Source organism: Salinicola sp. MH3R3-1 (assembly GCF_001937155.1).
GTDB lineage: Bacteria > Pseudomonadota > Gammaproteobacteria > Pseudomonadales > Halomonadaceae > Salinicola > Salinicola halophyticus.
Genome location: NZ_MSDP01000025.1, coordinates 16,152 through 30,117, shown reverse-complemented (window position 1 = coordinate 30,117; position 13,966 = coordinate 16,152). Strand labels below are relative to the sequence as shown.

The window sequence follows — 13,966 nt, the reverse complement described above, 5'->3', positions numbered from 1 at the left end:
CTGGGTAGCGGGTTCCATCCAGCGGTGGGACGTCAGTTCGCCGATTCCAGCCGGCTTCTCAACAACCTGAGAATGGCGCGTTCGTCCGGGCCGGTCAGCTTGTCGTCCGCCTCCAGTTCGGTCTCCACCAGTTTGCGGAAATGATCCAGCGTCCGGCCATCGAGATAGCTTTCTACGACCCGCGGATCGATATAGCTCGCCTTGGCGATACTCGGCGTGTTGCCCAGCGTCTTGGCGACGCGCTCGACCGCCTGGCGGACGTTGCCTTGGCTGATCTTGTCGTTGTCCCCCGGGCCGAGCTCTTCCAGCGCCAGTGCGGCAATCGACGTGCCGGCCCAGGTGCGGAAATCCTTGGCGCTGAAGCGTTCGCCCATGACCTCATGGATGTAGTCGTTGAGATCGTGACTGTCGACTCTCACCTTGCGGCCGTCGTCGTCGAAATACTTGAAGATCTCGTAGCCGGGAATGTCGTCGAGCTCGCCGACGATCCTGGCCAGGCGCTCATCCTCGACCACGCGATGCTGATGCTGGCCACTCTTGCCCTGGTAGTCGAATATCAGCTCGTCACCGTCGATGGTCAGGTGTTTCGAACGCATGGTGGTCAAGCCGTAGGACTCGTTCTCCTCCCGGTAGCGCTCGCTCCCCGGTCGAAAGTAGGCGCTGTCGATCAGCCGCACCATGCAGGCGAGCACCTTCTGCCGGGGCATTCCTTCGAGCGTGAGATGCTGGCCGGTGACGCGACGCATGGGCGTCAGCCGTAAAGCAAATTCGACGATGCGGTCGAATTTCAGCACTTCACGCTTTTCGCGCCACTCGGCGTTGTAGACGTACTGCTTGCGGCCGGCGCTGTCGCGGCCGGTAGCGTGGATATGGTGACGTTTGTCGAGCACGATCTCGACATCGCGCCAGGCCGGCGGGATCGCCAGCGACCGGATCCAGTCGCGCCACGCCTTGTCGTTCAGCGTCCTGCCGTTCGGTGTGCGATAGGTGAAGCCCTTGCCGCAGCGATGGCGGGTCACCCGCCTTGCGGGGGTCGTGGTCATGGCAAGCTCCTTTTGCCCGAACCGATGGTCGATGCTGTCCGTCATCGTGATGGACAGGTTCGAGATCAGAATAGACCAGCATCGGCAAAAGGCTCGTCGATAGCCCGTTTGGCGTAGACTGAGCGTGATTCAATCCAGGGATGGGAACCGTATGTTAATGGGGCGCTTTCAATGGGTGTGGCGTCAGCTACGCCGCTCTTTGTGGTACCGCGCAACGCTCTTTTCGTTGGGCGGCGTGGTCACGGCGTTGGTCGCCTGGCTGGTGACGCCCTGGCTGGACGTGCCATCGGTGGTCAGCATCGGGGCTAGAGCCGTAGACAGCATTCTCAATATCATCGCCTCGAGCATGCTGGCGGTGACCACGTTTTCGCTCGGCGCGATGGTGACTGCCTACGGTTCGGCGACCAGTAACGTCAGCCCGCGGGCCAATCTTCTGCTGATCGAGGACCGCGTGACGCAGAACACGCTGGCAACCTTCATCGGCGCCTTCCTGTTCAGTCTGGTCGGGATCATTGCGCTGGCGGCCGGCATCTACGACGAGGATGGCCGGACACTGCTGTTCGCGGCGACGCTCGTCGTCATCGTGATGATGGTCTACCAGTTGATCAAGTGGGCCGGTTATCTGACTCGGCTGGGTCGGGTGCGAGACACCATCGACAAAGTGGAAACGGCGGCCAGGAAAGCGCTCGAAGGGCGCATGGATCAGCCCTATCTGGGTGGTCAGGCGATGCCTGCCACGGTGCCGGAAGGGCTCGAGCCGGTTCGCGCCGGCAAGGTGGGCTATCTTCAGCACATCGACATGCCGCTGCTGGACTCGCTGGCCGAGGATCTGGGCCATGCTATCTACGTGCAGGCCTTGCCGGGAACGTTCCTCGACATGACCAGAGTGCTGGCGTCGACGCCCACGCTGGATGATGCACGTGCCGAGAAAATTGCCGAGGCCTTCACGATCAGCCCGTCGCGGCGTTTCGAGGAGGATCCGCGATTCGGCATCATCGTGCTGGCGGAGGTGGCGTCGAGAGCGTTGTCGCCGGGAATCAACGACCCCGGTACGGCAATCGACGTGATCGGCTGCGGCGTTCGGGTGCTGACGCCATGGGTGCGTCATGCCGAGGGCGGTATCGACGAGTCGGACCAGCCGGTCCGGCATGTGTATGTCGAGGCGTTACAGACGAAAGACCTTTTCGAGGACTTCTTCACTCCCATCGCTCGCGACGGCGCCGCGACGGTAGAGGTCGGCATTCGCTTGCAGAAGGCGCTGAGTGCGTTAGGCGCCATCGGAGACAACCGCGTCAAGCGCCTCGTCGACGAACATCGTGAACGGCTTATCAATCGCTTCGATATCGGACTGACGCTGGAAGAGGACCGTCAGCGTGTGAAAGCGGCGCGGCGGGCATGAACCGATTCCGAAGCAATGTCGGGAAGCCTTCGACCCGCGGCCCCGAACGAACAAGGCCGGCGATCAGCCGGCCTGTTGAAGAAGTGCGTTTCGCCCCGTCAAGACGCCTATTTCGGGCTTCGGCACGTTATCACCTGATGATTCAGTTCAAGCCGAGCACCCCGCGCAGCGTCGACAGATCCTCGGCGAGCACCGTCACCGGCCCGGTCAGCGCGCGGCGATCGGCATCGCTGACCTCGTCGTAGGATTCGAAGCCAGCATTCGGGTCGTCGGCGTCCAGGCGATAGTCGGCCAGGGTCGCTTCCACGTCGTCGAAATTGTCCTGTACTCGAGCGACGAAGTCGGCGTCCTCCTTGGCTGCCAGCGGCTTGAACAGATCGAAAATTTCGCGGGCGCCGTCGACGTTGCCCTGAAAATCCCACAGGTCGGTGCGGCTGTAACGATCCTCTTCGCCGGAAACCTTGGTTGCCGCGACCTCTTCCATCAGCGCGGCAGCGCCGCCAACGACCGTTTGGGGCGGAAAGGTCAGGTCCTGAACGCGGCTGTCCAGATCGTTGACGTCGTCCATCAACCCCTGAGCATAGGTCTCCATGCCTTGGGTGCTGTTGTCGTGGAACAGGGCGTACTCGAGACGGTGGAAACCGGTGAAATCGGGATCCTCGACGCCTTTCTCGTAGTCGTCTTCGCGCGCGTCGATGCTGGCATCGAGATCGGCGAAAAGCTCGGCGATCGGCTCGATGCGCTCGTAGTAGACCCGCGTCGGCGCGTAGAGCGCCTGGGCCTTGTCCACGTCACCGGCCTGAACGGCGGCGGTGAAATCCTCGGTATGCGAGACCAGCTGTTCCAGGTTGTCGAGCACATAGAGCTTGTAGTCGGCGACCGGGCCCACCAGCGCCGCCGGCGCGACATCGGCGTGAGCGGTGGTGGTCAGCGTCATGGTTGACGAGACAAGGCCGAGTGCACCGGCGGCGAGCCACGTCTTGGGTATGATCGTCTTCATTGTGTGTCTCCATTGAATGATCCGGGTGCCAGTCGGCGGTCATGAACCATCGGCTCGTCGTCGCGAGCGGTGTTGTCTTCCAGAATCGAATTGGCTCAAGCGGTCGCGGCCAGCAGGCTGCGACCCAGAAAATCGGTATCGTCTTGCGCGCCGGGCAGTACGAAGAAGTAGCCACCGCCCACCGGCTTGATGTACTCCTCCAGCGGTTCGCCGTCGAGACGCTGCTGAACGGTAATGAAGCCGGCCTCCAGATCGGCCTGAAAGCAGAGGAACAGCAGCCCCATATCGAGCTGGCCATTGGCCTCGACGCCGTTGGAGTAATTGAACGGTCGGCGCAGAATGCGATTCCCCGCCGTTTCCGGCGTGCGCGGATTGGCCAGACGGATATGGGCATCGAGCGGCGTGATCTCGCCCTCCGGGTCCGATGAGTAATCGGGAACGTCCTGCTCCTTTCCCTCCAGGCCGTCGTCGGAAAGCGGCGCGCCGCTCATCTTGCGACGACCGAAGATCATCTCCTGCTCGTGCAGCGGGGTACGGTCCCAGCGCTCGACGAAGTTGCGAATGATGCGCGCTGCCAGATAGCTGCCGCCGTTGGCCCAGGCCGGCTCGTCGTGGTGCTGGCCGACCCACACCAGTTCGTCCATCAGCGCTTCGTCGTCGCCCTCGGGGTTGGCGGAACCGTCGCGAAAGCCGAGGAAGTTGCGGGCACTGCCATCGACATCGCCCGGCGCGGGCGGTAGCAGCGGCACGGTGCCTTCCTGCTTCCAGCGGACCATCAAAAGCCCCGGCGTGTTCTTGATGATGTCGCGCAGGGCGTGGTAGCCGGTATCCAGCGTGTTGGCGCAGATCTGCAGTGCCAGGTCGCCATGACAGCGCGCGGCCTCCAGCGCGTCGTTGGGAAAGCCCTGCATACGCTGCAGATGCTTCGGGCGAGCCTCGCTCAGGCCGTATCGGTCATCGAACAGCGAGTCGCCGAGCGCGACCGTCATAGTCAAACCATCCGGCGCGATCACGGGGCCCAGAATGCCGGAATCCGGCGGCGGGAACAGCGGATCGCGCTCGGGGATCCTGCCGCCCTGGGTGAGAAAGGCGATGCGCTCGGTGAGGATCTTCAGCAATGTCTCCAGATCATCCCGATCCCGCGCCAGCACGTCGAAGGCAACCAGCATTCCGCTGGCCGGGCGGGGCGTGACGACCCCCTGCTGATGGAGGCCGTGGAACGGGTAGCGCAGCTGCGAATCCTGTTGCTGCGGTGCGCTGGTCACGTCCTGACCATGGCCGGTGGCGGCCAGCGCCCGGGCGGGACAGGCGCTGCCCAGCGCGAGACCGCCGAGTGCGACGCCAAGCCCGGACATTCCCGCACCTTTGAGAAACCGGCGGCGTTCGAGTTTCATCGAGACGTCGATTGCCTTCGATTCAGAAGCCTCGGCTCCGCGAGGCTCGTTCTCACGAGGCTTGTTCTCACGAGAGGGGGGCTTGAGTGAAAAAGGGCAGCGTGATGAACGATCGGACTGACTCATAAGCGATAAACCGGGTCGTTAACCTTCCAGAGTGAGTGCAGGGTTGATGCCGGTAAGTGACCTGGCCAGCGCCCGGGTTGCCTGCAGCAGGTCGGCATCGTCGGCGGCGCTTCGGGACGCGGACGAATCGGCATCCGCCTGAAGGTCCCGCTGCAGGGCGGCAAGATTGGCCTCGAGTGTATGGAGAGTTGCCGGAGACTGGCTTTCCAGTAGCGGCGACAGCAGCGAGACGATCTTGTCGGCGCCTTCCGTCAGGGCGACCAGATCGGCGAGATCGCGCTGCCCGATGGCGTCGTCGCGATGATGATCGAGCCATGTCTCGAGAACACGTGAGCTGCCGTTGGCCAGCTGCGCGGGTGGAATCGAGGCGCTCTTGAGCCGGGCGGTCAGCGTATCCACGTCCGCCACCAGCTGTTCGGCCGCGCCGTTCAGACCGGCCGTGCTCTGCTGCTCGAACAGGCCGCCGGCGAGGCGCTGGAAACCGACGAAAGCGGGGTCGTTCTCGCGCTGTTCGAAATCGGCGGCATGGGCGTTGAGACGCTGGTCGAGATCACTGAACAGACCGATCGGCATGGCCAGATGCAGATCGACACGACGCGCGTCCCGATAGGCCTGCTGCGCCGCCTCGAGATCGCCGGCAGCGATGGCGTCACGGAGTTCCGCGGCGCTGCGGTGGAGCTTTCGCAGCTGCAGAGTGGTATAGACACGATACTCGGCCAGCGGCCCGACGAAGGCCGTGGTGGAAAGCGCGGGCGTCTCGGCATCTGATTCGCCGGCGACGACGTGCAGGGTGCCGTGGGGATTGCTGAGCAGGCCGCAGGTCATCGCATAGTCGCCGGCTTTGAGCGTGGCAGTCAGCGGCTGGCGCAGGCCGGGGGCGATGTTTTCGCGCTCCGCGAGCACCATGACGCCGTCGACGATCTCCCACTCGATGGCTCGATCCGATCGATTGACCACGGTGAAGGTTCGTTGACCGGCGGGGACTTCCAGACGATTCGGCTCACAGCCACTGGCGGTGACGTCGACCCAATAACTATCGTTGTTCGGCGATCTGACTGCCTCGAGCGACAGGATGAATACGCCCAGGGCAAACAGCATCAGCAAGAACGACATGACGAGCCCGAGGCGCATTGCGCGAGGTGACGGCGGGACAAGTTCAGTGTTGCGAGTCATGGGGTCACGCTCGCTCTGGCCGGGCGTGCGCTGCCGGCGTCACACGGGAGGCCGGACGCGGCCGCAACAGCCATAGCGCAATGAGCAGATAGCCGACATAGGCCGTCACTTCACTGACCGTGGGGGCCGGCTGGTAGCCGAAGATTCCCGAGAACAGCGAGCCCAAAGGGGTGTCCAGCGGCAATAGGTCACTGAGGTCGAAGACCACCTGCTGGGCATGATTCCACAGCCCGGCTTCATGTAGCGCACGCACCGATCCGGCAAACAGGCCGGCGGCTACTAGCAGGATGAACAATCCGGTAGCCCGGAAGAAGTGGCCCAGCGGCAAGCGCAGGCTACCGCGATAGAGTGCCAGCCCCAGAACGACGGCCACGCCCAGGCCCAGTAGTGCCCCCAGTGGCGCATGGGCATTCCGGCTCTGCTGAAAGACAGCCAGCAGAAAGAAGATCGATTCCAGCCCCTCGCGCGCCACGGCGAGAAACACCATCGCGATCAGCGCGTAGGTGTGCCGCCGACCGGCGCGGAACGCCTGGTCGAGCGCCTGATTCAGCTCGTGGCGCATGCCTCTGGCGGCACGACGCATCCATAGCACCATCCAGGTCAACACACCGACGGCGAGAAAGCCAACCACGGCCTCGAACAGCTCCTGTTGACGCTGCGGAAATTCCGCGCTGGCAAATTGCAGACCTGCGCCAAGCAACAGGGCGAGAGCGGCAGCGAGAAAAATGCCGATCCAGACGGCGGGCATCCACGCGCCACGCCCGGTCTGACGAAGATAACTGGCGATGATGCCGACGATGAGGGCCGCTTCCAGGCCTTCCCGCAGCATGATGAGAAACGGTACCAACATGGCAGAAATCCAGTGACGAGTCGCGATGACCGATGAAGAGTCGTACAAAGGTTAAGGATTGGCGTGAATGATACTTGTTATCAACTGCAGCGGGTAATATTTTTCGCCCTTTCGACGCCAACGTGTAAAGCACGTCATGGAGGACGTCACTGGGAAGGGCGGCAGCGGGGCGAAACAGGCCGATCTGTTCTGAAAACGACATTGAGCTATCCAGAGACGGTGTCGCTGTCGCTGAGAGATAAAAACGCATGCGTCGTGTCGTCACAGGGATTACAGTCGAATCAGGTCGTCAAGGCACTGGAAAAGTCGCCTGACGGTCGCTGTCACGAGTCGTCCGACGCCGATGAAATCGCCATGGATCGAGACCGACAGACGCCAGGGAACCCCGATAACAATAATCGTCCTATATCCTTGGAGGAGACGTGAAATGGCAATCCATCCCGTGCGGGGCCCCGGCCGCGCCAATGCCGTCCCGGAGCCGCAGACACTCGGTTTTCTGCTGCTGGAAGACTTCACCCTGATCTCGCTGGCGTCGGCGATCGAGCCGCTGCGCATGGCCAATCAACTGGCCGGTCGCGAGCTGTACCGCTGGTACGTGATGACCATGGACGGTGCCCCCGTGCGGGCCAGCGACGGCATGCAGGTGACGCCGGACGCCAGCGCCTACTCGCCGCTTCGGCTCGATTGGCTGGTGGTCTGCGGTGGCGTAGCACCGCAGCGTTCCGTCACGCCCGCGTTGCTGACCTGGCTACAGAGCCGCCACCGCCAGTTGAGGCGAGTCGGTTCGGTCTGCACCGGCAGCTGGGCGCTGGCCCAGGCGGGACTGCTAAACGGATACGACGCCAGCATTCACTGGGAGTGTCTGGCCGCGATTCAGGAAGCCTATCCACGTACGGCCTGGAGCACCCGGTTGTTCTCGATCGATCGCGACCGTTTTACCGCTTCCGGGGGTACCGCGCCGCTGGACATGATGCTCAACCTGATCGGCCGCGATCATGGCCGCGAGCTGTCGGCGGCCATTTCCGAAATGTTCATCTACGAACGGGTTCGCGGCGAGGAGGATCAGCAGCGAGTGCCGCTCAAGCACGTGCTGGGGACCACGCAGCCGAAGCTTCTCGAGATCGTGGCGTTGATGGAAGCCAACATCGAGGAGCCGATCGAGCTCGACGAACTGGCAAGTTACGTCGATGTTTCCCGGCGTCAGCTCGAACGACTGTTCCAGCGTCATCTGCACTGTTCGCCATCGCGCTACTATCTAAAGCTTCGCCTGACGCGGGCGCGGCAGCTACTCAAGCAGACCCCGCTACCGATCATCGAGATCGCTTCGGCCTGCGGTTTTGTCTCCACGCCTCACTTCTCGAAGTGCTACCGCGAGTTCTTCGGCACGCCTCCGCGGGAAGATCGCGGCGAGACGTTGAAGATTCAACGTCTGGAGCCGGCATTCGTGCCGCTGGCGGGAAGCGACCCGTTGATGCAGTCCAGCAGCGCGACCGTGGCGTTGAGTCACGCTCGCGGAGAACCGACCTACGCCAGTATCGCGCTGAGCTGAAAGGCACGATTTTCGTTCATGGATCGGGCGGCCGCGTGCCGCCCGATGTCGTTTTTTGCCGCCTGCTGCTTGCCGCTTTGCCGCTCGCCGCCGGGTGTCTTGACAGGGGTCTTGGCAAAATGTCTTGACGCCGACGGCTACAGGACGACTCTGGCCAGAATCACCACGGCCCCGAAAGTGGCGACACCGGCAACGACCGGCCAACCCAATGAGCGCGTACGACGCCAGACGACGAGCGTCACCCCCAGACCGATAATCGTCGCCAGCCAGCCGGCGATGTCGGGCGTGCGCGGCACCAGCGAGACGCCCAGTACTGCGGCGATCATCATCGGCCCCAGAATCACCAGCCATTTGGGCAGGGCATCGACGGCGCCGTTCGGGTCGCTGCGTTTCAGGCGTTTCTGCATCCATAGCAACGGCAGCAGCCGCATCAGATACGTCCCCAGCGCGGCGATCACCATGCCTATCCAGAGTGAGAGGCTCATGAGTGACCTCCTTTTCTCGGGGCGATCGTCTCCGGCAGGCGGACGAGATAAAAGCAGAGCGCCCCGCAGGCAGCGGCCAGAGGAATGCCGATATTGGTCAATCCGGTCAACGTGCAGAGCAGGGCGATCGCGATACTGACACCCAGCGCTGCGGCCCAGCGCCGGGACGTGAAGCGCGGCACGATCAGTACCACGAACAGTGCCGGCAGCGCGAAAGGCATGACCTCGCCCAGCAGCGGCCAGCGGCTCGTCAGCCACTCTCCTCCCACCGCGCCCAGCAACGAACCCGCGATCCAGCTGAACCAGGCCAGTAATGCCGCGCCCAGGAACCAACCGACACGCTGGTGCTCGGGCAGCTGCGGTAGCCGGCTATGGGCGAGAGCAAAGACCTGATCGGTAAGACCGTGCATCAGCCACGGCCACCAGCGGCTTTTCGGTAGCCACGGTGCGATGTTGGGGGCGTAGACGACATGGCGCACGTTGATCAGCAGGGTCATCGCCACGGTCAGCCAGAGTGGCGAGCCGCTGGCGATCATGCCGACGAACAGGAACTGCGAAGCGCCGGCATAGATCAGGGTCGAGATCGCCAGCGTTTCGATCGTGCTGAAGCCGGCCTGGGCGGAGATCAGACCGAACGAGATCGCCACCGGGATATAGCCGCCCAGCAGCGGAATCGCTTCACGCATTCCTGTCAGCCAACCTTGGGGCCGACGTGATATCCCGATGTCAGACATTCGATACCGCTTCCTTGGCTCGACGAAACCTTCATGAAGAGAGTAGCCGGCGGCGGTGCGGCCATGTCGTGCAGACGACAGTCCTGAGCCGGATCGACTGTTCTATCCAACGCGCTCTCGCGCGTCAATCGCGTCTCGCCTGATCGCCACCGTCGGATCCCACTGTCGCAGACAGACAAACGGGCGTGACGCTATCGGAACACTGGGATTCGCTTTCGGTCGCCGGGGCGCGCGGGCGCAGGGATATGCTGCTGCGAACGCTCGTCTTCGGGCATTCGACGAAGCACCCCGGCGCCGCGACGGTCCGAAAGACGCACAAACCCAGGAGGAGTTCCGCATGCCGAGGTCAACGCTCCACGACGACGCCATCATCATCGACGGCCTGATCATCGCCAAGTGGGATCGTGCGCTGTTCGAGGATATGCGCAAGGGCGGCCTGACCGCCGCCAACTGCACGGTATCGGTGTGGGAGGACTTCGAGGCGACCGTCGATAATATCGTCGCCGTCAACCAGCTGATGCGCGACAACGCCGAGCTGGTGCGCCCGGTACACACCACCCGCGATATCACTCGCGCCAAGGAAGAGGGCAAGACCGGCATCATCCTCGGCTTCCAGAACGCCTACGCCTTCGAGGACAAGCTGGGCTACATCGAGATATTCAAGAAGCTCGGCGTGGGCATCACCCAGCTCTGCTACAACACCCAGAATCTGGTCGGCACCGGCTGCTACGAGCGCGACGGGGGCCTCTCCGGATACGGGCGCGAGGTGATCGCCGAAATGAACCGGGTCGGCATGATGTGCGATCTCTCCCACGTCGGCTCCAAGACCTCGGAGGAGGTCATCCTCGAGTCGCAAAAGCCGGTCTGCTACTCCCACTGCCTGCCCACCGGGCTCAAGGAACACCCTCGCAACAAGTCCGACGATGAGCTCAAGTTCATTGCCGATCACGGCGGCTTCGTCGGCGTCACCATGTTCACGCCGTTCCTGCGGGCCGGTGTCAACGCCACCATCGAGGATTACGTCGAAGCGATCGTCTACATCATGAATATCGTCGGCGAAGACGCCATCGGCATCGGCACCGACTTCACCCAAGGCCAGGACGAAGCGTTCTTCGAGTGGCTGACCCACGACAAGGGTTACGCCCGCCGCCTGACCCGCTTTGGCGAGATCATCAATCCCAAGGGCATCCGCACCATCGGCGAGTTTCCCAACCTGACTCAGGCGCTGCTGGATCACGGCCTTGCCGAACCGGTCGTCAGGAAAATCATGGGGGAGAACTGGGTGCGGACCTTGAAGGACGTCTGGGGCGAATAAAGCTCGAAGCTCAAAGAACAAATTCAGAGGTAACCGATATGACCCTGACGGCCCCCGAACTGCCGATCGACGTGGACAGCGACACCGGCGTCTGGACCACCGATGCGCTGCCGATGCTCTACGTGCCGCGCCACTTTTTCATCAACAACCATGTGGCGATCGAGGCGGCGCTGGGCGTCGAAGCCTATGCAAAGATCCTCTACGACGCCGGCTACAAGTCGGCCTGGTTCTGGTGCGAGAAGGAAGCCGAGCTGCACGGCATCGAAGGTGCGGCGGTATTCGAGCACTACATGAACCGGCTGTCACAGCGGGGGTGGGGGAAGTTCACCACCGAGTCGATCGATCTGGATGCGGGTACCGCCAGGGTATGTCTGGAACACTCCTGCTTCGTCTACCAGCTCGGCAAGACCGGCAAGCGCGAGGAGTACATGTTCACCGGCTGGTTTGCCGGCGCCATCGATCAGATTCTCGAAGCGCGCGGCAGCGACGTGCGGACTCGCGCCGAGCAGACCCAGAGTGGCGCCGAAGAGGGCTGTGACGTCGGCTACTTCGAGGTCCAGCCGCGCTGATTACGCCTTTTGGCAATTCGCAATTCTGTGTACCAGAACGCTCGAAGCGGCACATTTTTCACAACGATGCCGTCCGGGTCCGAGGAGATGACTGGCAATGGCCCACGAAGCCCTGTTCAAGCCGATCCAGATCGGCAAGCTGACGATCCGTAATCGGGTGGTCAGCACGGCGCATGCCGAGGTCTACGCCACCGACGGCGGCATGACCACGGATCGCTACGTGAAGTACTACGAAGAGAAATCCAAGGGCGGCTGCGGGCTCTGCATCTGCGGCGGGTCGTCGCCGGTCTCCATCGACAGCCCCCAGCAGTGGTGGAGTTCGGTCAACGTCGCCACAGATCGCATCATTCCGCATTTCCACAATCTCGCCGATGCCGTTCACAAGCATGGCGGCAAGATCATGATCCAGATCACGCATATGGGTCGCCGCTCACGCTGGGACGGCCATCACTGGTCGACACTGATGTCACCGTCCGGCATCCGCGAGCCGGTCCACCGCGCCACCTGCAAGACCATCGAGGAAGAGGAAATCTGGCGGGTGATTTCGGATTTCGCCCAGGGCGCCCGGCGGGTGAAAGAGGGTGGGCTGGACGGCTGCGAACTCTCCGCGGTCCACCAGCACCTGATCGATCAGTTCTGGAGCCCGCGGGTCAACAAGCGCACCGATCAGTGGGGCGGCAGCTTCGAGAATCGCATGCGCTTCGGCATGGAAGTGCTCAAGGCCGTTCGGGCCGAGGTCGGCGAGGACTTCTGCGTCGGCATGCGCATCTGCGGCGACGAGTTCCATCCCGATGGCCTGTCCCAGGACGACATGAAGCAGATCGCCGCCTACTACGACGCCACCGGCATGGTCGACTTCTTCGGCGTCGTCGGTTCCGGCTGCGATACCCACGATACGCTGGCCAACGTGATTCCCAACATGTCCTATCCGCCGGAGCCGTTTCTGCATCTGGCGGCGGGCATCAAGGAGGTGGTCTCGGTCCCCGTCATCCATGCCCAGAACATCAAGGACCCGACCCAGGCCGAACGTATTCTGGAAGGCGGCTACGTCGATCTGGTGGGGATGACTCGTGCGCATATCGCCGATCCCCACATCATCGCCAAGATCAAGGCGGGGCAGACCGATCAGATCCGCCAGTGCGTGGGGGCCAACTACTGCATCGATCGCCAGTACCAGGGGCTCGACGTGCTCTGCATCCAGAACGCGGCGACCTCGCGGGAATACATGGGCCTGCCACACATCATCGAGAAGTCCACCGGACCGAAACGGAAAGTCGTCGTGGTCGGCGGTGGCCCCGGTGGGATGGAGGCGGCCCGCGTGGCGGCGGAGCGCGGCCACGACGTCACCCTATTCGAAGCCCAGCCCCAGCTCGGCGGCCAGATCACGCTTGCGGCCAAGGCGCCGCAGCGCGACCAGATCGCCGGCATCACCCGCTGGTACGAGATGGAGCTCGCGCGCCTTGGCGTGGAGATCAAACTCGAGAGTCGCGCCGACGACTCGACGATCCGCGATCTGCAGCCGGACGTCGTGGTGCTCGCCAACGGTGGCCATCCGTTCCTCGAACAGGTGCCGGAGTGGGGCGCTGAAGACGGCCTGGTGATCAGCAGCTGGGACATCCTGTCCGGCAAGGTCGAGCCGGGCAAGAACGTACTCATTTATGACACGATGTGCGAGTTCAGCGGCATGTCGACGGCAGATTACTGCGCCAGCAAGGGTGCAACGGTGGAGATCGTCACCGACGACACCAAGCCCGGCGTGGCGATCGGCGGTACCACATTCCCGACCTATTACCGCAGCCTCTACCAGAAGGCGGTGGTGATGACCGGCGATCTGGCCCTGCACAAGGTCTATCGCGAGGGCGACAAGCGGGTAGCGCTGCTCGAGAACGAATATACCGGCGAGCAGGAAGAGCGGGTGGTCGATCAGGTGATCGTCGAGAACGGCGTGCGACCGGACGAATCGCTCTATTACGCGCTCAAGGAGCGTTCGCGCAACCGCGGTCAGATCGATATTGAAGCGCTCTATGCGGTTCAGCCGCAGCCGACGCTTGCCGAGAGTGGCGAATTCGCGCTGTTCCGGTTGGGCGACTGCGTGGCGCCGAGGAATACGCATGCGGCGATTTACGATGCGCTTCGCCTCTGCATGCACTTCTGAGCCACGAGCCACGAGCCACGAGCCACGAGCCACGAGCCACGAGCCACGAGCCACGAGCCACGAGCACTGCTCTAGCGCCGACTGCGGTGATTAGTTGCTAAAAAACAGAGCAATGAGTTCGCAGAATCAGTGGGGATTGCGCGGCCCAGCCGCGTTCACAATCTGAGCTCGAAG

At 62.9% G+C, this 13,966-nt stretch carries 12 protein-coding genes; 5 read left to right on the top strand and 7 right to left on the bottom strand.

Annotated features, from left to right (window positions below; translation table 11 throughout):
* Positions 1-32 precede the first annotated feature (32 nt).
* Entirely contained in the window at positions 33-1,043 is a 1,011-nt protein-coding gene (locus BTW08_RS14650; RefSeq protein WP_075563271.1) for a DNA topoisomerase IB, read from the bottom strand.
* A 157-nt stretch (positions 1,044-1,200) separates the two neighbouring features.
* On the opposite strand from BTW08_RS14650, the gene BTW08_RS14645 reads away from it, so the two are divergent.
* The gene (locus BTW08_RS14645) at positions 1,201-2,442 is read left to right on the top strand and encodes a DUF2254 domain-containing protein (RefSeq protein ID WP_210403256.1); all 1,242 of its coding nucleotides are present in this window, start codon (positions 1,201-1,203) and stop codon (positions 2,440-2,442) included.
* Positions 2,443-2,584: 142 nt separating this feature from the next.
* Here BTW08_RS14645 and efeO (BTW08_RS14640) read toward each other — a convergent pair whose 3' ends face one another.
* From efeO (BTW08_RS14640) to efeU, 4 genes are all read right to left on the bottom strand, one after another.
* Positions 2,585-3,442: an iron uptake system protein EfeO gene (efeO, locus tag BTW08_RS14640; RefSeq protein WP_139313674.1), complete on the bottom strand. Its 858-nt coding sequence runs from the start codon at positions 3,440-3,442 to the stop codon at positions 2,585-2,587.
* 95 nt (positions 3,443-3,537) lie between these two features.
* Positions 3,538-4,836 (bottom strand): iron uptake transporter deferrochelatase/peroxidase subunit, encoded by a 1,299-nt coding sequence (gene efeB / locus BTW08_RS14635; protein WP_075563269.1) that lies wholly within the window; start codon positions 4,834-4,836, stop codon positions 3,538-3,540.
* 144 nt (positions 4,837-4,980) lie between these two features.
* A complete protein-coding gene (gene efeO, locus BTW08_RS14630; protein ID WP_168170667.1) occupies positions 4,981-6,075 on the bottom strand; it encodes an iron uptake system protein EfeO in 1,095 nt (364 codons plus the stop codon).
* A 64-nt stretch (positions 6,076-6,139) separates the two neighbouring features.
* The gene (gene efeU / locus BTW08_RS14625) at positions 6,140-6,985 is read right to left on the bottom strand and encodes an iron uptake transporter permease EfeU (protein ID WP_075563267.1); all 846 of its coding nucleotides are present in this window, start codon (positions 6,983-6,985) and stop codon (positions 6,140-6,142) included.
* A 427-nt stretch (positions 6,986-7,412) separates the two neighbouring features.
* Here efeU and BTW08_RS14620 point away from each other — a divergent pair, with 427 nt between their 5' ends.
* The gene (locus BTW08_RS14620) at positions 7,413-8,534 is read left to right on the top strand and encodes a GlxA family transcriptional regulator (RefSeq protein WP_075563266.1); all 1,122 of its coding nucleotides are present in this window, start codon (positions 7,413-7,415) and stop codon (positions 8,532-8,534) included.
* A gap of 137 nt (positions 8,535-8,671) precedes the next feature.
* Here the strand turns inward: BTW08_RS14620 and BTW08_RS14615 are convergent, their stop codons facing one another.
* The gene (locus tag BTW08_RS14615; RefSeq protein WP_075563265.1) at positions 8,672-9,019 is read right to left on the bottom strand and encodes an AzlD domain-containing protein; all 348 of its coding nucleotides are present in this window, start codon (positions 9,017-9,019) and stop codon (positions 8,672-8,674) included.
* Positions 9,016-9,705 carry an AzlC family ABC transporter permease gene (locus tag BTW08_RS14610; protein ID WP_246837761.1) on the bottom strand — a complete coding sequence of 230 codons (690 nt, stop codon included), beginning with the start codon at positions 9,703-9,705 and terminating at the stop codon, positions 9,016-9,018. Before BTW08_RS14610 ends, BTW08_RS14615 begins: the two co-directional genes overlap by 4 nt.
* A 385-nt stretch (positions 9,706-10,090) precedes the next feature.
* Here BTW08_RS14610 and BTW08_RS14605 point away from each other — a divergent pair, with 385 nt between their 5' ends.
* The 3 genes from BTW08_RS14605 to dgcA all read left to right on the top strand — a co-directional run bounded on the left by BTW08_RS14605 (position 10,091) and on the right by dgcA (position 13,792).
* The gene (locus tag BTW08_RS14605) at positions 10,091-11,068 is read left to right on the top strand and encodes a dipeptidase (protein WP_075563263.1); all 978 of its coding nucleotides are present in this window, start codon (positions 10,091-10,093) and stop codon (positions 11,066-11,068) included.
* Between the two features lie 38 nt (positions 11,069-11,106).
* Positions 11,107-11,637 (top strand): DUF5943 domain-containing protein, encoded by a 531-nt coding sequence (locus BTW08_RS14600; protein ID WP_075563262.1) that lies wholly within the window; start codon positions 11,107-11,109, stop codon positions 11,635-11,637.
* Between the two features lie 97 nt (positions 11,638-11,734).
* A complete protein-coding gene (gene dgcA, locus BTW08_RS14595) occupies positions 11,735-13,792 on the top strand; it encodes a dimethylglycine demethylation protein DgcA (RefSeq protein ID WP_075563261.1) in 2,058 nt (685 codons plus the stop codon).
* Positions 13,793-13,966: the final 174 nt, after the last annotated feature.

Bases quoted from the DNA above. Each gene is read 5' to 3' on its own strand.
- BTW08_RS14650 (WP_075563271.1), bottom strand. From the start codon at position 1,043: ATGACCACGACCCCCGCAAGGCGGGTGACCCGCCATCGCTGCGGCAAG.
- BTW08_RS14645 (WP_210403256.1), top strand. From the start codon at position 1,201: ATGGGGCGCTTTCAATGGGTGTGGCGTCAGCTACGCCGCTCTTTGTGG.
- efeO (WP_139313674.1), bottom strand. From the start codon at position 3,442: ATGAAGACGATCATACCCAAGACGTGGCTCGCCGCCGGTGCACTCGGC.
- efeB (WP_075563269.1), bottom strand. From the start codon at position 4,836: ATGAAACTCGAACGCCGCCGGTTTCTCAAAGGTGCGGGAATGTCCGGG.
- efeO (WP_168170667.1), bottom strand. From the start codon at position 6,075: ATGTCGTTCTTGCTGATGCTGTTTGCCCTGGGCGTATTCATCCTGTCG.
- efeU (WP_075563267.1), bottom strand. From the start codon at position 6,985: ATGTTGGTACCGTTTCTCATCATGCTGCGGGAAGGCCTGGAAGCGGCC.
- BTW08_RS14620 (WP_075563266.1), top strand. From the start codon at position 7,413: ATGGCAATCCATCCCGTGCGGGGCCCCGGCCGCGCCAATGCCGTCCCG.
- BTW08_RS14615 (WP_075563265.1), bottom strand. From the start codon at position 9,019: ATGAGCCTCTCACTCTGGATAGGCATGGTGATCGCCGCGCTGGGGACG.
- BTW08_RS14610 (WP_246837761.1), bottom strand. From the start codon at position 9,705: ATGCGTGAAGCGATTCCGCTGCTGGGCGGCTATATCCCGGTGGCGATC.
- BTW08_RS14605 (WP_075563263.1), top strand. From the start codon at position 10,091: ATGCCGAGGTCAACGCTCCACGACGACGCCATCATCATCGACGGCCTG.
- BTW08_RS14600 (WP_075563262.1), top strand. From the start codon at position 11,107: ATGACCCTGACGGCCCCCGAACTGCCGATCGACGTGGACAGCGACACC.
- dgcA (WP_075563261.1), top strand. From the start codon at position 11,735: ATGGCCCACGAAGCCCTGTTCAAGCCGATCCAGATCGGCAAGCTGACG.